Genomic DNA, 20296 nt, shown 5'->3' with positions numbered 1-20296 from the left:
ATCCATCCACGAGTGCCATGACCGTCCAGACCATTCCCGCCCGCATGAAGGGCCTCAACCGCGCCGAAATCTGCGATCAGAACTTCACCGAGTTCGTGAAGGTCTGGAACGGCCAATCCGGCCGTGGAACCGCATCCGCCATCCTGCCGGGCAGCGCGCTGGATCGGCAGGGATTCGCCGACCTGCTGGAATCCCAGCTGATTTCGCGCCACCTGGATCTGATGGCGCGCGTGCTGCGCGTGCAGAACAAGGTCTTCTACACCATCGGCAGCTCCGGCCACGAAGGCAATGCGATGGTCGCGCGGTTGACCCGGCACACCGATCCGGCGTTCCTGCACTACCGCAGCGGCGGTTTCATGGCCGAACGCTTCCGCAAGCTTCCGGGCATGGATCCGGTGATGGATTCGGCGCTGTCGTTCGCCGCCAGCGCCGAGGATCCGGCCTCCGGCGGACGCCACAAGGTGTGGGGCAGCAAGCCGTTGTGGGTGCTGCCGCAGACCTCGACGATCGCCTCGCACCTGCCGAAGGCGCTGGGCACGGCGATCGCCATCGAGCAGGCCCGTCGCATCGGCCATGCCTCGCCGATTCCGGAAGACAGCATCGCCATCTGCTCGTTCGGCGACGCCTCCAGCAACCACGCCACCGCGCAGACCGCGTTCAACGCGGCGGCCTGGACGGCCTACCAGAAGCTGCCCGCGCCGGTCCTGTTTGTGTGCGAGGACAACGGCATCGGCATTTCGGTGAAGACGCCGGATGGCTGGGTGGGACGCAATTTCCGCGATCGCGCCGACCTGGATTATTTCTACGCAGACGGTCTGGACCTGGCGAACGGTTACGGCCAGGTGCAGGCGGCGGTCGAACATTGCCGCACCACCCGGCGTCCGACCTTCCTGCACCTGCGCACCACCCGCATCATGGGCCATGCCGGTACCGACTTCGAAATCGAATGGCGGCCGATCGAGGAACTGGTGGCGGTGGAAGCCACCGACCCGCTGCTGCGTTCGGCGGCGATCGCGCTGGAATCCGGCCTGATGAGCCGCGAGGAATTGCTGGCGTTCTACGAGAACATCCGCCAGCGCTGCTTCGCCGCCGCCGAGGAAGCCGATCGCCGGCCCAAGATCACCACGCTGGAGGAAGTGATCGCGCCGCTGGCGCCGTATACCCCGGACAAGGTGGCCGCCGAAGCCGCGCGCAACGCGCCGCACGACAAGCGAGTGGCCGCGTTCGGCAGCGAGGAAAAGCTGCCGGAGAAGCTGCCGCCGCGCCATCTCGCCATCCAGATCAACAATGCGCTGCACGATCTGTTCTGCAAGTATCCCGAGACGCTGTTGTTCGGCGAGGACGTGGCGCAGAAAGGCGGCGTGTACACGGTCACCAAGGGCCTGCACAAGGCGTTCAAGGGCAGCCGTGTGTTCAACACGCTGCTGGACGAGACGATGATCCTCGGCCTGGCCCAGGGTTACGCCAACCTGGGCATGCTGCCGCTGCCGGAAATCCAGTACCTGGCCTATTTCCACAACGCCTGCGACCAGATTCGCGGCGAGGCGGCCAGCCTGCAGTTCTTCAGCAACAACCAGTACCGCAACCCGATGGTGGTGCGCATCGCCGGCCTGGGCTACCAGCGCGGCTTCGGCGGGCATTTCCACAACGACAACTCGATCACCGCACTGCGCGACATTCCCGGCCTGGTCGTCGGCTGCCCCTCGCGCGGCGATGACGCGGCGATGATGCTGCGCACGCTGGCGGCACTGGCCAAGGTCGATGGCCGCGTCACCGCGTTCCTCGAGCCGATCGCGCTGTACATGACCAAGGACCTGTACGAGCCCGGCGACGGCCAGTGGCTGTTCCCGTATCCCGCGCAGGACCAGGCGATGGTGCTGGGCGAAGGCCGCGTGTATGACGCCGACGCCGACGACCTGGTCATCTTCAGCTACGGCAATGGCGTACCGATGAGCCTGCGCGCCGCACGCAGCATCGAGGCGAAGCATGGCTGGAAGGTAAGGGTGGTGGACCTGCGCTGGCTGGTGCCGCTCAACGAGGCGTTCATCGTCGAACAGGCCGCGACCGCCAAGCGCATCCTGATCGTCGACGAGGGCCGCCATTCGGCCGGCGTGGGCGAGGGCATCATCACCGCGATCGCGGAGGGCGGCTATCGCGCGCGCCCGTTCCAGCGCGTGGTCGGCACGGACACCTACACGCCGTTGGCCGGCGCCGCGTTCCTGGTGCTGCCGGGCGACGAGGACATCGTGGCGGCGGCGGATCGGCTGGCCTGAGCCACGCGTGATGCGACAGGGCATTGCCCTGTCGCGGGGCTGGTATGCTCGTGGCCCTTTCACCGCAACGGGAGTTCTCCATGCCAGCACCGGTCGTGGCCATCATCATCGGCAGCCTGCGCAAGGATTCCTTCAACCGCCAACTGGCCGGCGCGGTGCAGCGGCTGGCCGGGGATCGGTTTGCGTTCCGGGTCCTGGAAATCGGCGATCTGCCGCTCTACAACCAGGACGATGACGCGGATTTCCCGGCGGCGGGGCTGCGCTTCAAGCAAGGCATCGAGCAGGCCGACGCGCTGCTGTTCGTCACTCCCGAATACAACCGATCGATGCCGGGCGTGCTGAAGAACGCGATCGACGTGGCCAGTCGTCCGGCCGGCAGCACCACCTTCGCCGGCAAGCGCGCCGGCATCATCGGTACGTCGCCGGGCATGCACGGCACGGTGTCCTCGCAGCAGCACCTGCGCAACGTGTTGGCGGCCGTGGACGTGGCGGTGCTGCCGCAACCGGAGATCGCCATCCAGTTCAAGGAAGGATTGATCGACGCGGCTGGCGATGTCGTCGACGAGCGCGCCCGCAGGCGCCTGCAGATGTTCCTGGATCGCTTCGAGACCTGGCTGGGCTGAGCGATCAGGCGCGGCGCGGCAGCAGCTGCGCCAGGCCCCGGCGCACGCGCGCCGGCAGCGGGGCGTCGAGTGGCGCATCGTCCACCAGTTGCGCGGCCAGCAGGCGCCGGAACGGCCGCAACTGCTGGCCTGCGCGCAGGATGGTTTCCCGCAGCTTCCGCACCGGCGGGCGATCATCGGTGAACACCCGCACGACGGTGGCGGTGGCCAGATAGAGCGGCAGGCTGCCGGCGCGATGGCGGCGCTGGTAGCGCGCCAGCAGCGCATCGCCGCCCAGGTCGCGGCCCTGCGCCCGCGCGGTGCGGGCGAGTTCCGACAACCGCTCCACGCTGGCCAGGCCCAGGTTGAATCCGTGCGCGGTCACCGGGTGCATGCCCACGGCCGCGTCGCCGGCCACCGCGAAACGCTGGCCGACGAAACGGTGCGCATAGACGCCGACCAGCGGATACACGTGGCGGCTGCTTTCCAGCTGCATCGCGCCAAGGCGATTGCCGTAGCGCTCGCGCATGCTGGCGGCGAATGCCTCGGCGGGCAGATCCTGCAGTCGCCGGGCTTCCGCGTGGGGCACGGTCAGCACCGCGGAGGAGAGATGTTCGCGCAGCGGCAGCATGGCCAGGGTCTGGCCATGGCCGAACCATTCCCATGCGATGCCATGGTGCGGAAGCTCGTGCTGCATCCGGCATACCAGCATGCTCTTGCCGAAATCGTTCTGGTAGGCGCCGATGCCGAGCGCGCGACGGGTTTCCGAGAAACGGCTGTCGGCGGCGATCAGGAGCGACGCGTGCAGGCGTGTTCCGTCCTGCAGATTCACTTCGGCTTGCTCCGGCGTGGTCCGGACCGATTCGATCCGCGCGTCCGGATACCAGTCCAGCGTCGGCAGGCCCTGGACGGCCCGCCAGGCGGCGGCGCGGATGCGGTGGTTCGGCACCAGGCTGCCCAGTTGCGACCTGCCGACCAGCGCGCCTTCCACGGTCATCCAGTGCGGCGATTCGCCTTCCATGACCCGCGCCGCGCGCAGCGGGGCGACATCGTCCTGCGGAATGTGTTTCCACACACCGAGTTCGCGCAGCAGGCGGATCGAAGCTTGGGTGAGGGCGATCTCGCGTCCGTCGAACGCCGGTTCGGCGATGGCCGATTCCGGCTGCCGTTCGAGCAGCGCCACCCGCAGGGATTGCCCGGCCAGGGCGCGGGCCAGGCACAGTCCCGCCGGGCCGGCTCCGATGATGATCACGTCGTGGCGCATGCAGATACATCCTTGCGGAAAGCAACTTTCCGCAGTGTAGGCATCCGCCGGCGCGCGTAATTGACCTGGATCAAGCTGGCGCGGACGCAGTCAGTCCAGTAGCGGGATTTCCTTCAAGGCGACGCCACCCGCCGCCAGCGTGGCCGGTTCGCGTTCCAGCGGCATCACCCCGAGCGCGAGCGCGGGATTGCCCGCCTGCGCGCAGATGATTTCGCCGATGTCACGGTTGCCGTCGGTGACCGCGTTGCCCGGATCCGGCGGCACATCGCTTTCAAACAGGACCAGCGCACGCTTGGCCTTGCCGAGGAAATGGGTGCGGGCAACGATTTCCTGACCCGGATAGCAACCTTTCTTGACGCTGTAGGCGTTCAATCGATCGAGCGAAAGCTGTTGTGGCGTCCATTGTTCGCGCTGGCTTTCGGGCAGGCGGGGCAGGCCGTGGCGCAGATCGTGCCTTCGCCAATCGGCGACGTTGGCGGTACCGGCGACCGGTCCACCGCCAATCCGCCAGTGGCGAGCGCCGCCGGCATCGGTCCGATCCAGTTCCAGCGCCTCACCGGACTTCCCGAGCACGGTACCGCTGGCTTGCGCGGGAGACGCCATCACGCCCTGGACCACCAGATCCGGCCGCACGGCGATCTTCAACTTTCGTCTGAAGACATAGCGCTGCAAGGCGGCGGCCAGCACCTCGGCGGGATAATCCGGCAGCGCCAGCAACAGTTCCTGCTCGCCGGGGCGGACGAGGGCAAACAGCGCAATGACGCGCCCCTTGGGCGTCAGCCAGGCGCTCCATTGCCACTGTCCCACCGCCAGCGAGGCCACTTCGCTGCTGAACTGCGCATGGGCGAAAGCCACGGCATCCGGGCCTTCCAGGCTCAGGACCGCGTGGTCGGACAGCGCTGTCGCGGGTGTTTCCGGAGGGGGCAGGTTGTCAGCCAAGGGGGTGGGGATTAAAATTTTGTGCACTGCGAGACCCCTATGATAGGCGAAACAGCTCCCATCCCTGACGCCGACGCCGGAACACTGCCGTCCGAAAACGCGCCTGCCGCTCCATCCGGCACCCACGCGGAACCGGCGCCAGCGCAGAAGGAAATAGGGGGGCGCGACGGTCCCGAGCCGACGCGTTACGGGGATTGGGAAAAAAACGGGCGCTGCATCGATTTCTGATCCGCAGCATTGAGCCAACGCGGTCAAGGCGACCGCCCAGCCGAGAAAGAGTCAGCGAATGGCGACACACCAACGTCCGCTTTCCCCCCATCTGCAGGTCTACCGATGGCAGATCCAGATGGCGACCTCCATCCTGCATCGAGGTACCGGCATCTTCCTGGCCCTGGGCGCGCTGGTGATTGCCGGCGGGTTGATGGCGTTGATGCTGGGACCGGAGTCCTGGAACTGCTTCACCGCGATCGCCGGCGCCTGGTATGGCCAGGTGTTCCTGTTCGCGTGGACCTGGGCGTTCGCCTACCACCTGTGCAACGGCATCCGCCACGTGGTCCAGGATTTCGCGATTGGCTTCAGCATTCCCGCCTTCATCCGCAGCAGCTGGTTGTCGGTGATCGGCAGCCTGGTCATCACCGCCGCGGTCTGGGGCTTCGTCCTGTCGGGAGGTGCCGCATGAGCCGCTTCCGCACCCCGCTGAAGGGCGTGCGCGGCCTGGGTTCGGCCAAGACCGGCACCGCGCATTTCGTCAACCAGCGCCTGACCGCCACCGCGCTGGTCCTGCTGGGCATCTGGTTCCTGGTGTTCGTGGTCAACCTGATCGGCGCGGACTACGTGGCCGCCACCGAGGCGGTGTCGCGTCCGTGGAACGCGGTGCTGCTGGTGGGCTTCCTGATCACCATGTTCTGGCACGCGCAGCTCGGCCTGCAGGTCGTGCTGGAAGACTACGTCCACCACTCGCTGCTGGCCCTGGTGGTCCAGACCGCGGTGCGCTTCATCGCCGTGCTCGGCGCCATCATCAGTGTTTTCGCGGTGGCCCGCATCGCGCTGGGGAATTGACGAAATGTCCGCTTACAAGATCACCGAACACAAGTACGACATGGTCGTGGTGGGCGCCGGCGGCGCCGGCCTGCGCGCGACCTTCGGCCTGGCCGCCAAGGGCCTGCAGACGGTCTGCCTGACCAAGGTCTTTCCGACCCGTTCGCATACCGTGGCCGCGCAGGGCGGCATTTCCGCCGCGCTCGGCAACATGGGCGAAGACGACTGGCGCTACCACTTCTACGACACCATCAAGGGGTCGGACTGGCTGGGCGACCAGGACGCGATCGAATACATGTGCCGCGAGGCGATTCCGGCCATCATCGAGCTGGAACACTACGGCGTGCCGTTCAGCCGCACCGAGGAGGGCAAGATCTACCAGCGCCCGTTCGGCGGCATGACCACCCGCTACGGCGAAGGTCCGCCGGCGCAGCGCACCTGCGCCGCCGCCGACCGCACCGGCCACGCGATGCTGCACACGCTGTACCAGCAGTCGCTGAAGCACGACGCGCGCTTCATGATCGAGTACTTCGCGCTCGACCTGATCTTCGACGAGGAGGGCGTCTGCCGCGGCGTGCTCGCTCTGGACATGGCCGAAGGTTCGCTGCACCTGTTCCGCGCCCACGGCGTGGTGCTGGCCACCGGCGGCTACGGCCGTGCCTACTTCAGCGCCACCTCCGCCCATACCTGCACCGGCGACGGCGGCGGGTTGGTGATGCGCGCCGGCCTGCCGATGCAGGACATGGAATTCGTGCAGTTCCACCCGACCGGCATCTACGGCGCCGGCTGCCTGATCACCGAAGGCGTGCGTGGCGAGGGCGGCATCCTGCGCAACAGCAACGGCGAGCGGTTCATGGAGCGCTATGCGCCGCACTACAAGGATCTGGCCTCGCGCGACGTGGTGTCGCGTTCGATGACCATCGAGATCCGCGAGGGCCGCGGCGTCGGCGAGCACAAGGATCACATCCTGCTCGACCTGACCCACCTGGGGCCGGAAGTCATCAACGAGAAGCTGCCGGGCATCGCCGAGAGCGCGCACATCTTCGCCGGCGTGGACGTGACCAAACAGCCGATCCCGGTCATCCCGACGGTGCACTACAACATGGGCGGCATCCCGACCAACTACCACGGCGAAGTGGTGCGCAAGGTCGGCGACAACCCCGATGCGGTGGTGCCGGGCCTGTACGCCATCGGCGAGGCGGCCTGCGTGTCGGTGCACGGCGCCAACCGCCTGGGTTCGAACTCGCTGCTGGATCTGGTGGTGTTCGGCCGCGCGGTGGCGAACCGCTGCGCCGAGACGATCAAGCCGGGCGGAGCACACAAGCCGCTGGCCGGCGACGCCTGCGACAAGGCGCTCTCGCACCTGGACAAGCTGCGCAACGCCAGCGGCGACACCCCGACCGCGGTCATCCGCGACCGCATGCAGCGCACCATGCAGGCCGACGCGGCGGTGTTCCGCACCAGCAAGACGCTGAAGGAAGGCTGCGAGAAGATGGCCGACATCTTCAAGTCCTTCGAGGACGTGAAGGTCAGCGATCGCTCGCTGGTCTGGAACTCGGACCTGATCGAAACCTACGAACTGCACAACCTGCTGCTCAACGCGGTGGCCACCATCAACTCCGCCGAGCAGCGCCACGAGAGCCGCGGCGCGCACGCGCACGAGGACTTCCCCGAGCGCGACGACGTCAACTGGCAGAAGCACACCCTGGTCAGCGTCGACGAGCAGGGCCAGTGCAATTTCGATTTCCGCCCGGTGCACATGTACACGTTGACCGACGACGTCGACGTGGTGCCGCCGAAGCCGCGCGTTTACTGATCGGGAGAGACTAGAGCAATGGCCGAATTCGCACTCCCGAAGAACTCGCGCGTCCAGAAGGGCAGGCATTTCCCCGCCCCCGGCGCGAAGAACCCGCGTACCTTCAAGGTCTATCGCTGGAATCCGGAAGACGGGCAGAACCCGCGCCTGGACACCTACGAGGTGGATCTGGCGGCCTGCGGTCCGATGGTCCTGGACGCGCTGATCAAGATCAAGAACGAGATCGATCCGACCCTGACCTTCCGCCGCTCCTGCCGCGAGGGCATCTGCGGTTCGTGCGCGATGAACATCGACGGCACCAACACCCTGGCCTGCACGCGCGCCATCGGCGACTGCAAGAAGGCCGAGGTGCCGATCTACCCGCTGCCGCACATGAACGTGGTCAAGGATCTGGTCCCGGACCTGACCCACTTCTACGCGCAGTACGCCTCGATCAAGCCGTGGATCCGCACCCAGACGCCCGCGCCGCCGGATCGCGAGCGTCTGCAGTCGCCGGAGGACCGCAAGAAGCTGGACGGCCTCTACGAATGCATCCTGTGCGCCTGCTGCTCGACCAGCTGCCCGAGCTACTGGTGGAACGGCGAGCGCTACCTCGGTCCGGCGATCCTGCTGCAGGCTTACCGCTGGATCATCGATTCGCGCGACGAGGACACCGGTGCGCGCCTGGACGACCTGGAAGATCCGTTCAAGCTGTACCGCTGCCACACCATCATGAACTGCGCGCGGACCTGCCCGAAGGGGCTGAATCCGGCGCTGGCCATCGCGGAAATCAAGAAGCTGATGATGGAGCGGCGCGCCTGACGCCATGGATACGCCGTCCGCCACTGCGATCCTCTGGCCCGCGGTGGCGATGGCGGGACTGACGTTCCTGGTCTGGATCCGTCTGTACCACCTGCGGCTGGGCGAAATGATGCGCAAGCGCATCGATGCGCAGGCGCTGGCCGGATCGGCCGACGCGGCGCGGCTGTTGTCCGACACCCGCGCGTCGGACAACTTCCGCAACCTGTTCGAGGTGCCGGTGTTGTTCTACGCGGGCGTGCTGCTCGCCGCCCAGGCCGGCATCGGCGACCTCGTCATGCTGGTGATGGCGTGGGCGTTCGTCGGCCTGCGTGCGGTGCACAGCGGCGTGCAATGCACGATCAATCACGTGATGACCCGCTTCGTCGCATACGCCCTGGCGACGCTGGTCCTGATGGCTTTCTGGGCGCGCATGGCCTGGCTGCTCTGGTTGGCATGAATCCCCAAGACGTGGAACTCAAGCGCATCCGCTGGCGCTGCCGGCGCGGCATGCGCGAACTGGATCAATTGTTCGAACGCCACCTCGATCGCGCCTGGGCGGGATCTTCCGAGGCCGAGCGCGGTGTTTTCCTACGGCTGCTCGATTGCGAGGACGATAAGCTCTGGCGCTGGTTCATGGGCTACGAGCAATGTCCCGATGGCGAACTCGCCGCACTCATCCAGCGCATCCGCGCCTTGCCGGCTTGAATGGCGCCCCTCGCGCCTGTTGTGCGCGATCCTGATCCTGCTGGGCATCGGCGCCGGCCTGGCGGTGCTGGCCAGCGAAATGCCGCGTGCCGCGGCCTGGCCGCTGGCGCTGGGCGCCGCGTTGCAGGGTGTCCGCCTGGCCCGTCGCGAAGCGCGCAGGCCGGTCCTGTCCTGGGTCTTCCCGGCCAGCGGCCCGGTGACCATGGAGGGGATACCGGTGCGGGAGGCCGAACTGGTCTGGCGCGGGCCGCTGGCCATCCTGCACTGGCGGGACCGGCGGGGACGCCGCCACCGCCTGGGCTGGTGGCCCGACACCCTGCCGGCCCCGGCCCGGCGTGAACTGCGGCTGGCCGCTGGCATCGATGGTGCTTCGCGCGCCCCCCGGCCGATGGCACCATAGGCCGATGTTCAAACCCGTCCCCGTCGCCATCGGCCTGCGCTATCTCCGCGCCAAGCGCCGCAACGGCTTCATCTCCTTCATCTCGCTGGCTTCCATCATCGGCATCGCGCTCGGCGTGGCGGTGCTCATCACCACGCTGTCGGTGATGAATGGCTTCCAGCGGGAAATCCGCGACCGCCTGCTGCAAATGACCGCCCATGCGACCGTGGCCGGCGCCGGCGAGGACATGCAGGACTGGCCGCACGCGGTGCGTGTGGCGATGCAGGATCCACGCGTGGCCGGCGCGGCGCCCTATGTGGACGTACAGGCGATGCTGTCCGGCAACGCGGATCCGCAGGGCGCGCTGGTCCAGGGCATCGTGCCCTCGGAAGAGCGCAAGGTGTCGGTGCTGGGCGACAAGATGAAGGCGGGACGGCTCGACTCGCTGCAGCCCGGCGAATTCAACATCCTGCTGGGGCAGGAACTGGCCGCCTGGTTGCGGGTGGGCGTGGGCGACAGCGTGGTCGTGACCGCCGGCAACTTCCAGGGCACGCCGATGGGGGCGATGCCCAAGATCAAGCGTTTCACCGTGTCGGGCATCTTCGCGGTGGGCCACAACGACATCGACCGCAACCTGGCGGTGGCGCACATCGCGGATCTGCAACGCGTGCTGCGGATGGGCGACGGCGTGACCGGCGTGCGCCTGAAGCTGCACGACATGGACCAGGCGATGACCGTGGCGCGCGATCTGGTCTACCGGCTGGGGCACGTCTACCGGGTCAGCGACTGGATGAGCCAGAACGCCAACCTGTACCACTCGCTGAAGATGGAAAAGACGGTGATGGGCATCCTGCTGTCGCTGATCATCCTGATGGGCGCGTTCTCGCTGGTGAACTCGCAGGTGATGCTGGTGACCGACAAGCAGGCCGACATCGCCATCCTGCGCACGCTGGGGCTGACCCCGCGCGGGGTGATGCAGGTGTTCATGGTGCAGGGGTCGCTGATCGGCATCATCGGCACCGTGGCCGGCGTCATTGGCGGCATCGCCCTGACCATGAACCTGGAAAGCATCCTCGACGTCATCGAGAAAGTGTTCAACGTGACCCTGTTGCCGCCGGACGTCTACTACATCACCGGCCTGCCGTACGACCTGAGGCCCGACGATGTGACGACCATTGCCTGCGTGGCGCTGGCAATGAGCTTCCTGGCCACGCTGTACCCGGCCTGGCGCGCGGCCCGGACCCAGCCGGCGGAGGCCCTGCGCTATGAGTGAGAAGACCGCGACGGCCGACGGCACCGTCATCCGCGCCGACCACCTCGGCAAGACCTATGCCGAGGGCAAGATGCGCACGCCGGTGTTCGATGGCCTGGAACTGGCCGTGCATCCCGGCGAGACGGTCGCGATCGTCGGCGCGTCCGGCGCCGGCAAGAGCACGTTGCTGCACCTGCTGGGGGGGCTGGACACGCCGACCGCGGGCGAGGTGTACGTCGCCGGACAGAAGATGTCGGCGCTGTCGGACGCGGCGCGCGGCCAGCTGCGCAACCGCGCGCTCGGTTTCGTCTACCAGTTCCATCACCTGCTGCCGGAATTCACCGCGCTGGAGAACGTGATGATGCCGGTGATGCTGGGCGGCACCGATGCGAATGCCGCGCGCCAGCGTGCGCGCGACCTGCTGGAAGCGGTCGGCCTTGGCCACCGCATCGAGCACAAGCCCGGTGAACTGTCCGGCGGCGAGCGCCAGCGCGCCGCGGTGGCGCGCGCGCTGGTCAACCAGCCGGCCTGCGTGCTGGGTGACGAACCCACCGGCAACCTGGACGAAAAGACCGCCGCGACCGTGTTCGATCTGATGCTCGGCCTCAACCGCGCGCAGAAGACCAGCCTGGTCCTGGTCACCCACGATCGTCGCCTGGCCCGTCGCCTCGACCGCGTGCTGGAACTGCACGAAGGCAAGCTGCGCCAGCTCGCCCACGCCGACGTCTGACCGTAGGGCGGAGCTTGCTCCGCTGTTCGCAGCTCCCGCCTCAGGCGCCGAAAAACTCCCGCTCCCGCGCTTCCGCCAGCCGGACTTCGAGATAGCGCCACAGCGCCGGGCATCCGGCCTTGATCGGCGGTCCGACCCGCCGCACCACGCGCTCGTGGCTGATGCCGTTCTCGCGCCAGCTCTGGCCCTGGTTGGCCAGGTTCAGCAAAACCGGCATGGCGCGGTCGACGGCATTGGCGAAGATCGCCTCCGGCGTTTGCGCATCGTCGAATTCCTGCCACAAGGCGAGCAGTGGTCCACCCTCGGACGCCGGCAGCAAGCCGAAGATACGCCGTACCGCCACCAGCTCGGCGGCCTTGCGTTCCTCCCAGCCTCCCTCCACGAAGGCCATCGTGTCGCCGGTGTCGATTTCGCCGATGTCATGTACCAGCAGCATGCGGATCACCCGGTCCATGTCGATGCCCGCCGGGGCATGCGGCGCCAGCGAACTGGCCAACAACGCCAGCTGCCAGCTGTGTTCGGCGGAATTCTCGTAGCGGTCGCTGTCTCGCAGGCGAATCTTGCGGGTGACCGCCTTGAGTCTGTCCACTTCGAGGATGAAATCGACGATGGCTTGCATGGCGCTTGTTGCGGAGTTTGGAAATGGAAGAAGGGGAGTGCTCAAGTTCCCATCGCCGGATCCGAGATCCCGTCGGCCCCGGTTTCCAGGCGTCCGGCGAAGCGGCGCAGGAAACCATCCGTGCCCGCCACGCTGAAATCGTACCAGCCGCCGTATGCGGAGAGCGCCCAGCGCCATGGCCTGCGCTCCCCGGGCGCCAGTTCGGCGGCTTGGGGAGCTTCGTTGCGGTAGGCGTTGGCGACGAGCGATATCGGACCGCGATGCCCGCCGTGGTTGGTAACCTCCAGCAGCAGGGAGGCGGTGGCTACCTCGTATGCCGCTTTCACCTCGAGAGCCGCGCGTGCGTGGGTGTCGCCGCGGAAATGGCGATGGAATCCGTTTGGTCCGAGCACCCACAGGTCGTAATGGCCCTCGTCCGTGGCCCGTGTGTCCCAGGTGCCGGCGAGCTGCCGACCGGCCTCGATCGCGTAGCGTCGCGGAACGCGCTCCAGGTGCAGGCGATCGTAGACGTGGAAGACCGCGCCGGCGCGTCCGCTGTTGATGAATTCCAGGGTCACCGTGCCATCGCTCTGCACGCCGCCGTGCACATGCAGTTCGTAGGGCAGGGCGCGGGATGGGCGGCTGCCGGTGGCCTGCCGGGGAGGCTGCTGTTGGCCTTCCGCGGGTGGCAACAGCGCCGGCAAAGCTTCCTGGGCGGCGCGCAGCGCATCCGCCACCGACCGGCGCTGCCGTGGCGGGCGCGGCGGTACTTCGGCGTTCGGGTGGGCGAAGTTGAAGGCGCTGGTGAGATCGCCGGCCACCGCGCGACGATAGGCGCTGATGTTCGGCTCGGCCACGCCGAAACGCGCTTCCAGGAAGCGCAGCACGGAGGTGTGATCGAACACCTGCGAGTTGATCCAGCCGCCGCGGCTCCACGGCGACACCACGTACATCGGCACGCGTGGTCCCGGTCCGTAGGGGCGGCCATCGGTGTGGTACTCGCCCGCCGTGGACACCGTGGACGCGCCAGCGAGGCGACCGTCGGCCTCGAACGCCGGCGCGGCGGGCGGAGGCACGTGATCGAAGAAGCCGTCGTTCTCGTCGAAGTTCACCAGCAGCACCGTCCGGCTCCAGGTGTCCGGATCCGCCGTCAACGCTTCCAGCACCTGCTGCGTGTACCAGCCGCCCTGCACGGGGCTGGAGGGATCCGGATGTTCGGAATAGATCGCGGGCGCGACGATCCACGACACCTGTGGCAGCGTGCCCGCGGCGATGTCGTCCTTCAGCGCCTGCAGGAAACCGCCATCGGGCAGGGTGTTGCCAACGCCTTTCAGCAACGGGCTGATCGCTTCGTCGTCGCTCCGGTAGGGCGGGAAGGCCGTCGCCTTGGGCGGATTGCCGCGCGCGAGGTTCGCCTCGCGATAGGCACGGAAGCCGGCCAGTGGATTGTCGGTGAAGTTGTCCGGCAGGTTCTGGTACACCTTCCAGCTGACGCCCGCGGCCTGCAAGCGTTCGGGATAGGTGGTCCAGCGATAGTCGCCGCCTTCGGCGTCGAACGAATCGCCGCTGTTGTCGATCACCGGTCCGCCCGCCGCGCCGGCCGGGTCGTTGGTGCCGCTCCAATGGAACAGCCGGTTGGTGTTGGTGCCGCCATGGAATGCGCAGTGGTAGGCATCGCACAGGGTGAATGCGTTGGCGAGGGCGAACTGGAATGCAAGCTCGGCCTCGGTGTAGTAGCCCATCGATTGCGGCTGCTTGTGCGTGGGCCAGTCCCGCATGCGCCCCAGATCCCACGCGGCCTGGGCGTCGGGATAGCTGTGCGGGGTGCCGGCGACGCGCTGCGCGTTGCCGCTGCGCCCATCCAGGTGATAAGGCAGCACGATGCGCGAAGCATCCTCATGGGTGTAGCGCTGCTGCCAGACCGTGCGGCCTCCGGCCAGCGGTATCGGGAAGCGATCGCCGAATCCGCGCGCGCCGCGCAAGGTGCCGAAGTAGTGATCGAACGAGCGGTTTTCCTGCATCAGGATCACCACATGCTTGACGTCGTTGATGGTGCCGCTGGCGTGGTATGCCGGAATCGCCAGCGCGCGGCGAATGGCGGGCGGGAAGGCCGCCAGCGCCATCGAAGCGGCGGCGCCTGCGCCCGCGCGGCGGAGGAAATCGCGTCGACTGTGGGAGGTCATGGCGTGGGCCTGGTGGGAAATCCTGGCGTGGCAACGCGAACGGGAATCGTGTGTTCGCATCGCCGGTGATGCCTCGACGCGTCGCGTCCGGCGGAAGCATGCAGTCTTGCGGCGGGGTGGAAACGGCGTCAATAGCTTGGGGCGTGCCACGGTCCCTGCGATGAAACAATCGAAAGGATTCGCCGTTTCGTCCTTGCGGTCGGTATCGCGGCATGCGAACGATGCGCTGGATCGCCGACCCGTGTCGGGCTTGCCTGACATGCATGCGCGGCTTCCGCCGATTCCGTCATGCACGGACGGCGCGTAGCGTTGCGGGGTGCCTGGAATGGAAACCAGCCGTCGTGCATGTCGAAGGAAATGGAAGTCCGCCGGAGCGGCCGGAACCCGGTCGTCCGCCACGCGAGCCTGGCGGAAGCCGCACGCCGGATCGCGAATGCCTGCCACGCCAAGGTGGGCGCCTCAACGCCGGGGTGCCTGCCTTGTTCGGCGTGGGAACCGCCGTGGCGTTGCTGGCCGGCGCCGGCCTGTGCCTGGCGATGCCCAGGCTCCCGGCGGCATTGCTGTTGTGGCTGCCGGGCATCGCCGGCGCCATGGCCTGGCTGTGGCGCTGGCGGGGACGCTGGCTGGGCGCATTGCTGCTCGGATTCGCGTGGGCCGGATTGCAGGCGGGCTGGGCGCTGGCGCAGCGGATTCCGCCGGATCTGGAGCGGCGCCCGTTGGTCGTGACCGGGACCGTCGCCGATCTGCCCCAGCATGAGGCAAGGCGGACCCGGTTCCTGTTCACCGTGGAAGAAGGCGAGGGACCCGCGGCGGCATTGCGGGGGCGGCGGATCATGCTGTCCTGGCACGACGACTACGGAACCCGGCTGGCCGGTCCTCGCTTGAAACTGCGCGCCGGCGAACGCTGGCGGCTCGCCGTCAAGCTGCGCGCGCCGCGCGGCCTGCGCAACCCGGGTGGATTCGACAGCGAAAAACACGCGCTGCTGCAACGGGTTGGCGCAACCGGTCACCTGCATCGACCCGAGCGCGCGCAGCGGCTTTCCGGCGCTGCCGGCGTCGATGCCTGGCGCGAGGTGATGGCCGCGCGCATCGGCCAGTCGGTGGCTTCGCCGTCTTCGCGTTTCGTGCGCGCGCTGGCACTTGGCGATACCCGCGGGTTGACCCGGGATGACTGGCATGTCCTGCGCGCGACCGGCCTGACCCATCTGATCGCGATCTCGGGCTTCCACGTGGGCATGGTGGCTAGCGCCATCGCACTGCTTATCGGCGGACTGTGGCGCCTGTTTCCCGCGTGGGCGCGATCACTGCCGCGTCCGCAGGCGATGGGCGTGGCGGCGGTGCTGGCCGCGCTCGGCTATGCCGTCCTGGCGGGTTTCGCGTTACCGACCCTGCGTACCGTGCTGATGATGGCGGTATGGGCAGCGGCCCGGCTGGGGCGCCGGCCCGCCGGGGTGGCCGACGCATTGGCGCTCGCGCTGATTGCGGTACTGCTGTTCGATCCGCTGTCGCCGTTGGCCGCCGGGTTCTGGTTGAGTTTCGGCGGGGTCGCCTGGCTGGCCTGGTGCCTGCCGGCGGCCGGCGCCCAACATTGGCTGCGCGGATTCCTGTCCGCGCAGGCGGTGGCGACGGTGGGATTGCTGCCGTTGACGGTGGTGCTGTTCGACCAGGCCTCGCTGGCCGGCCCCTTCGCGAACCTGATCGCCATCCCCTGGTGGAGCCTGGTGGTGGTGCCGTTGTCGCTGCTGGGCACCGCGGCCGAGGCACTGCTTCCCGGTGCCGGCGCATGGCCATGGCGATGGGCGGCGGCCTGTTTCGATCTGACCTGGCCGGGTTTCCACTGGCTGTCGGGCAGTCGTTTTTCCCTCTGGTGGCTGCCGGAGGCGGCACCCTGGGCGGTGGCTGCGGCGCTGGCCGGTGCGTTCTGGATGCTGCTGCCGCGCGGCGTACCGGGCAAGCCGCTGGCCGCCTTGCTGTGGTTGCCGCTGCTGTGGCCGGATCGAGGGTTGCCGCGATCCGGCGAGGTCCAATTGGCGATGATCGATGTCGGCCAGGGACTGTCGGTGCTGGTCCGGACCTCGGAGCATGCATTGCTGTACGACATGGGACCGGCGATGCGCGATGGATTCGACGCCGGCGAGCGCGCGGTGGTACCGGCGTTGCGCGCCTGGGGCGTGTCGCGGCTGGACCGGGTGGTGGTCAGCCACGACGACAACGACCACATCGGCGGCCTGGCCAGCGTGCTGCGCGCCTTGCCGGCCGGCGTTGCCCAGGCGCCGCCGGGCCAGACCGCCGCGGTGGAAGCGGCGCTGCCCGTGCGGTCGGAGCCCGCCCCGGGGTCGCCCATCCGCACCTGCGTGGCCGGCGAGGCCTGGGAGTGGGATGGCGTGCGCTTCCTCTTCCTGCACCCGCATCGTCATTTTCCCAATCTGGGCAACGAATCCAGTTGCGTGTTGCGTGTCGAGACCGCGCATGGCGCGGCGCTGCTGACCGGCGACATCGGCGAGGTGATCGAACGTGAACTGGTGCGGCGATTCCCGGCGCAGGTACGCGCCGAGGTGGTGTTCGCGCCACACCATGGCAGCGCCGGCTCGTCGGATCCCGCTTTCGTCGCCGCGACCAGCGCGCGCTTGCTGCTGGTCTCCAGCGGCCACCGCAACCGGTTCGGCCATCCCAAACCGCAAGTGGTGGCGCGCTGGCAGGAGGGCGGGGCGGAAGTGGTCGGCACCGCCGAGGGCGGGGCCGTACAGGTCTGGCTGTTGCCAGAGGGGCTGGCGGTGCGTGAACGTCGTCACGCCCGGCCCAGGCTGTGGGATGCGGCGCGGCGCTGAGGGGCGGCTGGGCTATCCTATCGCCCATCGATGCAACGGCTCCCCGGAGCCCCGAGGACTTAACGTGCTTGAACTGGTCAAGGCCGGCGGTTGGCCGATGATCCCCCTGCTGCTGCTGGCGGTGCTGGCGCTGGCGATCGTGGTGGAGCGTTTCTGGACCCTGCGGCGCAAGGAAATCATGCCTCCCGGCCTGGGCGAGGAAGTCCGCAACTGGGCGGTGCGCGGGCAACTGGAGCCGGCCCACATCGAATCGCTGCGCCGGACTTCGCCGCTGGGCGAACTGCTGGCCGCCGCGCTGGAGGTCCGCAATCGCCCGCGCGATCAGATCCGCGAGCGCATCGAGGACACCGGCCGCCATGTGGTGCACCGGATGGAGAAATTCCTCAACGCGCTGGGCAGCATCGCCTCGGCCGGGCCGCTGCTGGGCCTGCTCGGCACGGTGGTCGGCATGATCCAGATGTTCCTGGGCATCCAGGACAGCGGCGTCGGTGACGTCAACCAGTTGGCCGGCGGCATCGGCAAGGCGCTGGTGTGCGCGGCCACCGGCATGATCGTGGCGATTCCGGCGCTGATGGCGCACCGCTATTTCCGTGGCCGCATCAACGGCTACGTGGTGGAAATGGAGAAGGAAGCGATGAAGTTGCTCGACGCGCTCGACGCGCGACAGCCCCGGCCGGCCGCACGGCCGGTTCCAGCGTCCGCCACCGCGGCGGTCGGCGCCTGAGCCGCGCATGAGGATTCGTGACGACCGCGCCCACGAGGAGCCGGAGATCAACCTGGTCCCGTTGATCGACGTCATCCTGGTGCTGATCATCTTCTTCGTCATCACCACGACCTTCGATTCGCGCTCGATGCTGCAATTGCAGCTGCCCAGCGCGAAGGGCGAGCCGGTGGCGGCCCAGGCCAAGACCCTGAGCGTGCTGGTCAACGCCGACGGCCACTATTTCGTGGACGAGCACGAGGTCCTGCGCACCGACGTGGATGCCCTCAAGCAGACCATCGCCCAGGTCGCCGGCGAAGATCGCCAGCGGCCGGTGTTGTTGCGCGCCGATGCACGCACTCCGCACCAGGCTGTGGTGACGGCCTACGATGCATTGGCGCAATCCGGCTTCCGCACGATCCAGATCGCCACCGCGCCGGAGGTGAAGCGGTGAGTGCGCAACCTGCTTCCGCCTGGCAAACCTATCGTCGGCTGGTTCGTCTGGCCAAGCCCTACCGGGCCCTGCTGCTGCTGGCGCTGCTGGGCATGCTGATCGAGGCGGCCGCCAGCGGTGCCTTCAGTTATCTGATGAAGCCGGTGGTGGACGGTACTTTCGTCGCACGTAACGCTGGCATGGATCTGACGTTGCCGTTCGCCATCGTCGGCCTGTTCCTGCTCCGTGGCCTGGCGGGCTTCCTGACCGACATGAGCATGGGCAAGTCCGCGCGCAGCATCGCCCGCGACATGAGAGTAGAGGTGCTGGGCAAATACCTGCGCCTGCCGGGCATGCGTTTCGACAGCGAGCCGGTCCCCTCGATGCTGGTTCGGCTCGGCTCGGACTGCGACCAGGTGGCGCAGGCGGCCGTGGATGCCACCAAGGTCGTGCTGCAGCAGTCCTTCCAGATCCTGGCGATGCTGGCGGTGATGTTCCACAACAGCTGGCAGGTAACGTTGGCGATATTGCTGCTGGGTCCCCCGCTGGCCTGGGTCATGGACAAGGTGGCCCGGCGTTATCGCAGGATCAGCCATCGCATCCAGGAAAGCGGCGCGCAGCTGCTGCAGGCCGCAGATCAGACCCTGAGCAGCCAGCAGGAGGTCAAAATCTACGGCGCCCAGGGTAGCGAGATGGATCGATATCGCGAACTGGCCGACAACAACCTGCGTCTGGCGATGAAGGTAGAGGCCACGCGCGGCGTGTCTTCGGCACTGGTCCAGATGATGGGCGCGGTTGGCCTGTCGCTGCTGCTGGTCGTGGCCGGCTACCAGGCCATGCAGGGACGCCTGACCGCTGGTGGCTTCGTGTCGCTGATGGTGTCGATGATCGCCATCATTCCCGCGCTCAAGCAACTCACCAACGTGCAGAACATGACCCAGCGCGGCGTGGCTTCGGCCGAGCGCCTGTTCTCGGTGCTGGACGCACCGGAGGAGAACGATGCAGGCGCCCGCCCGTTGGATCGCGCGCAGGGCCTCATCGAGTTCCGTGACGTGACGGCGCGCTATCCAGGCCAGGTCAGACCCGCTCTTAGCGATATCAGTTTCGTCGCCCGCCCCGGCACCGTCACCGCGATCGTCGGCCGATCCGGCAGTGGCAAGTCCAGCCTGATCAAGCTGATTCCGCGTTTCTACGAACCCGAGGCGGGCCAGATCCTGGTGGACGGGCATCCGGTGCAGGACTACCCGTTGGCCGATCTGCGCCGTCAGATCGCGCTGGTGGGGCAACAGGTGATGCTGTTCGACGGCACGGTCGCCGCCAACGTCGCCTTCGGCGAAATGCGCGAAGCGCCTGAGCAAGCACTGGTGCGGGCAGTGGAAGGCGCCAACGCCATGGAGTTCGTCCGCGAGTTGCCGGAAGGCCTGCAGGCTCAGGTCGGCGTCAAAGGCGGACGCCTGTCCGGCGGCCAGCGCCAGCGCCTGGCGATTGCGCGGGCGATGTTGAAGGATGCGCCGATCCTCATTCTGGACGAAGCGACGGCCGCGCTGGACAACGAATCCGAGCGGCTGGTGCAGAACGCCCTGCAGAAGCTGATGCCGGATCGCACGACGCTGGTGATCGCGCACCGCCTGTCCACCATCGAACACGCCGACCAGGTGCTGGTGCTGGACCAGGGCCGGCTGGTCGAGCAGGGCACGCATGCCGAACTCCTGGCCCGCGACGGGCTCTACGCGCACCTGCATCGCATGCAATTCCGGGAAGGCGACGGCGAGTGAG

19 protein-coding genes and 1 pseudogene are annotated in these 20296 nt (G+C 67.8%); 16 read left to right on the top strand and 4 right to left on the bottom strand.

Annotated features, from left to right (window positions below; all coding sequences use genetic code 11):
- Positions 1-17 precede the first annotated feature (17 nt).
- Positions 18-2273, top strand: a complete 2256-nt coding sequence (locus tag FHW78_RS14565) for a thiamine pyrophosphate-dependent enzyme (RefSeq protein ID WP_183642125.1) — start codon at positions 18-20, stop codon at positions 2271-2273.
- A gap of 80 nt (positions 2274-2353) precedes the next feature.
- Complete coding sequence (locus FHW78_RS14560) at positions 2354-2896, top strand: NADPH-dependent FMN reductase (protein WP_183642122.1); 543 nt, start codon at positions 2354-2356, stop codon at positions 2894-2896.
- 4 nt (positions 2897-2900) lie between these two features.
- Here the strand turns inward: FHW78_RS14560 and ubiM are convergent, their stop codons facing one another.
- Together ubiM and FHW78_RS14550 are read right to left on the bottom strand one after the other, a co-directional pair.
- Positions 2901-4139 carry a 5-demethoxyubiquinol-8 5-hydroxylase UbiM gene (gene ubiM / locus FHW78_RS14555; protein WP_183642119.1) on the bottom strand — a complete coding sequence of 413 codons (1239 nt, stop codon included), beginning with the start codon at positions 4137-4139 and terminating at the stop codon, positions 2901-2903.
- Positions 4140-4229: 90 nt separating this feature from the next.
- Entirely contained in the window at positions 4230-5078 is an 849-nt protein-coding gene (locus FHW78_RS14550; protein WP_183642116.1) for a folate-binding protein YgfZ, read from the bottom strand.
- 39 nt (positions 5079-5117) lie between these two features.
- Between FHW78_RS14550 and FHW78_RS14545 the strand changes: the two genes are divergently transcribed.
- The 10 genes from FHW78_RS14545 to lolD are packed head-to-tail and all read left to right on the top strand — an operon-like array spanning position 5118 to position 11778.
- Positions 5118-5306 carry a DUF1674 domain-containing protein gene (locus FHW78_RS14545; RefSeq protein WP_141453185.1) on the top strand — a complete coding sequence of 63 codons (189 nt, stop codon included), beginning with the start codon at positions 5118-5120 and terminating at the stop codon, positions 5304-5306.
- A 58-nt stretch (positions 5307-5364) separates the two neighbouring features.
- A complete protein-coding gene (gene sdhC / locus FHW78_RS14540) occupies positions 5365-5757 on the top strand; it encodes a succinate dehydrogenase, cytochrome b556 subunit (protein ID WP_183642112.1) in 393 nt (130 codons plus the stop codon).
- Positions 5754-6137 (top strand): succinate dehydrogenase, hydrophobic membrane anchor protein, encoded by a 384-nt coding sequence (gene sdhD / locus FHW78_RS14535; RefSeq protein ID WP_183642109.1) that lies wholly within the window; start codon positions 5754-5756, stop codon positions 6135-6137. Before sdhC ends, sdhD begins: the two co-directional genes overlap by 4 nt.
- A gap of 4 nt (positions 6138-6141) precedes the next feature.
- Positions 6142-7932 (top strand): succinate dehydrogenase flavoprotein subunit, encoded by a 1791-nt coding sequence (gene sdhA, locus FHW78_RS14530; RefSeq protein WP_183642106.1) that lies wholly within the window; start codon positions 6142-6144, stop codon positions 7930-7932.
- A gap of 18 nt (positions 7933-7950) precedes the next feature.
- Positions 7951-8733, top strand: a complete 783-nt coding sequence (locus tag FHW78_RS14525) for a succinate dehydrogenase iron-sulfur subunit (protein ID WP_183642103.1) — start codon at positions 7951-7953, stop codon at positions 8731-8733.
- 4 nt (positions 8734-8737) lie between these two features.
- Complete coding sequence (locus FHW78_RS14520) at positions 8738-9169, top strand: MAPEG family protein (protein ID WP_183642100.1); 432 nt, start codon at positions 8738-8740, stop codon at positions 9167-9169.
- Positions 9166-9417, top strand: a complete 252-nt coding sequence (locus FHW78_RS14515; protein WP_141453179.1) for a succinate dehydrogenase assembly factor 2 — start codon at positions 9166-9168, stop codon at positions 9415-9417. Before FHW78_RS14520 ends, FHW78_RS14515 begins: the two co-directional genes overlap by 4 nt.
- Complete coding sequence (locus FHW78_RS14510) at positions 9368-9817, top strand: hypothetical protein (protein WP_183642097.1); 450 nt, start codon at positions 9368-9370, stop codon at positions 9815-9817. Before FHW78_RS14515 ends, FHW78_RS14510 begins: the two co-directional genes overlap by 50 nt.
- Before the next feature lie 4 nt (positions 9818-9821).
- Complete coding sequence (locus FHW78_RS14505) at positions 9822-11069, top strand: lipoprotein-releasing ABC transporter permease subunit (RefSeq protein WP_141453177.1); 1248 nt, start codon at positions 9822-9824, stop codon at positions 11067-11069.
- Positions 11062-11778: a lipoprotein-releasing ABC transporter ATP-binding protein LolD gene (gene lolD, locus FHW78_RS14500; protein ID WP_183642094.1), complete on the top strand. Its 717-nt coding sequence runs from the start codon at positions 11062-11064 to the stop codon at positions 11776-11778. Before FHW78_RS14505 ends, lolD begins: the two co-directional genes overlap by 8 nt.
- Before the next feature lie 40 nt (positions 11779-11818).
- On the opposite strand, the gene FHW78_RS14495 is transcribed toward lolD, so the two are convergent.
- On the bottom strand, positions 11819-12397 hold the full coding sequence (locus FHW78_RS14495; RefSeq protein WP_183642091.1) for an HD domain-containing protein: 579 nt from the start codon (positions 12395-12397) through the stop codon (positions 11819-11821).
- 41 nt (positions 12398-12438) lie between these two features.
- Complete coding sequence (locus tag FHW78_RS14490; RefSeq protein WP_183642088.1) at positions 12439-14559, bottom strand: phospholipase C, phosphocholine-specific; 2121 nt, start codon at positions 14557-14559, stop codon at positions 12439-12441.
- Between the two features lie 470 nt (positions 14560-15029).
- Between FHW78_RS14490 and FHW78_RS14485 the strand changes: the two are divergent.
- From FHW78_RS14485 to msbA, 4 genes and pseudogenes are all read left to right on the top strand, one after another.
- Positions 15030-17384 (top strand): annotated as a pseudogene (locus tag FHW78_RS14485) (DNA internalization-related competence protein ComEC/Rec2); the annotation flags it as partial.
- Between the two features lie 67 nt (positions 17385-17451).
- Positions 17452-18111, top strand: a complete 660-nt coding sequence (locus FHW78_RS14480; protein ID WP_183642085.1) for a MotA/TolQ/ExbB proton channel family protein — start codon at positions 17452-17454, stop codon at positions 18109-18111.
- 7 nt (positions 18112-18118) lie between these two features.
- Positions 18119-18541 (top strand): biopolymer transporter ExbD, encoded by a 423-nt coding sequence (locus FHW78_RS14475; RefSeq protein ID WP_183642082.1) that lies wholly within the window; start codon positions 18119-18121, stop codon positions 18539-18541.
- Positions 18538-20295: a lipid A export permease/ATP-binding protein MsbA gene (msbA, locus tag FHW78_RS14470; protein ID WP_183642079.1), complete on the top strand. Its 1758-nt coding sequence runs from the start codon at positions 18538-18540 to the stop codon at positions 20293-20295. The genes FHW78_RS14475 and msbA overlap by 4 nt, the downstream gene beginning before the upstream one ends.
- The last annotated feature ends 1 nt before the right edge of the window (position 20296 follow it).

The organism is Pseudoxanthomonas sp. OG2, assembly GCF_014192765.1.
Taxonomy (GTDB): Bacteria; Pseudomonadota; Gammaproteobacteria; order Xanthomonadales; family Xanthomonadaceae; genus Pseudoxanthomonas_A; species Pseudoxanthomonas_A beigongshangi.
The sequence above is the reverse complement of the archived record's forward strand: the minus strand, read 5'-3'. Positions and strand labels throughout refer to the sequence as shown.

What these genes read in the sequence shown, in the direction of transcription:
- ubiM (WP_183642119.1), bottom strand. Translation starts at nt 4,139, where the DNA reads ATGCGCCACGACGTGATCATCATCGGAGCCGGCCCGGCGGGACTGTGC.
- FHW78_RS14525 (WP_183642103.1), top strand. Translation starts at nt 7,951, where the DNA reads ATGGCCGAATTCGCACTCCCGAAGAACTCGCGCGTCCAGAAGGGCAGG.
- FHW78_RS14505 (WP_141453177.1), top strand. Translation starts at nt 9,822, where the DNA reads ATGTTCAAACCCGTCCCCGTCGCCATCGGCCTGCGCTATCTCCGCGCC.
- lolD (WP_183642094.1), top strand. Translation starts at nt 11,062, where the DNA reads ATGAGTGAGAAGACCGCGACGGCCGACGGCACCGTCATCCGCGCCGAC.
- FHW78_RS14560 (WP_183642122.1), top strand. Translation starts at nt 2,354, where the DNA reads ATGCCAGCACCGGTCGTGGCCATCATCATCGGCAGCCTGCGCAAGGAT.
- FHW78_RS14510 (WP_183642097.1), top strand. Translation starts at nt 9,368, where the DNA reads ATGGCGAACTCGCCGCACTCATCCAGCGCATCCGCGCCTTGCCGGCTT.
- sdhA (WP_183642106.1), top strand. Translation starts at nt 6,142, where the DNA reads ATGTCCGCTTACAAGATCACCGAACACAAGTACGACATGGTCGTGGTG.
- FHW78_RS14490 (WP_183642088.1), bottom strand. Translation starts at nt 14,559, where the DNA reads ATGACCTCCCACAGTCGACGCGATTTCCTCCGCCGCGCGGGCGCAGGC.
- FHW78_RS14515 (WP_141453179.1), top strand. Translation starts at nt 9,166, where the DNA reads ATGAATCCCCAAGACGTGGAACTCAAGCGCATCCGCTGGCGCTGCCGG.
- FHW78_RS14545 (WP_141453185.1), top strand. Translation starts at nt 5,118, where the DNA reads ATGATAGGCGAAACAGCTCCCATCCCTGACGCCGACGCCGGAACACTG.
- FHW78_RS14495 (WP_183642091.1), bottom strand. Translation starts at nt 12,397, where the DNA reads ATGCAAGCCATCGTCGATTTCATCCTCGAAGTGGACAGACTCAAGGCG.
- sdhD (WP_183642109.1), top strand. Translation starts at nt 5,754, where the DNA reads ATGAGCCGCTTCCGCACCCCGCTGAAGGGCGTGCGCGGCCTGGGTTCG.
- sdhC (WP_183642112.1), top strand. Translation starts at nt 5,365, where the DNA reads ATGGCGACACACCAACGTCCGCTTTCCCCCCATCTGCAGGTCTACCGA.
- FHW78_RS14565 (WP_183642125.1), top strand. Translation starts at nt 18, where the DNA reads ATGACCGTCCAGACCATTCCCGCCCGCATGAAGGGCCTCAACCGCGCC.
- FHW78_RS14475 (WP_183642082.1), top strand. Translation starts at nt 18,119, where the DNA reads ATGAGGATTCGTGACGACCGCGCCCACGAGGAGCCGGAGATCAACCTG.
- FHW78_RS14520 (WP_183642100.1), top strand. Translation starts at nt 8,738, where the DNA reads ATGGATACGCCGTCCGCCACTGCGATCCTCTGGCCCGCGGTGGCGATG.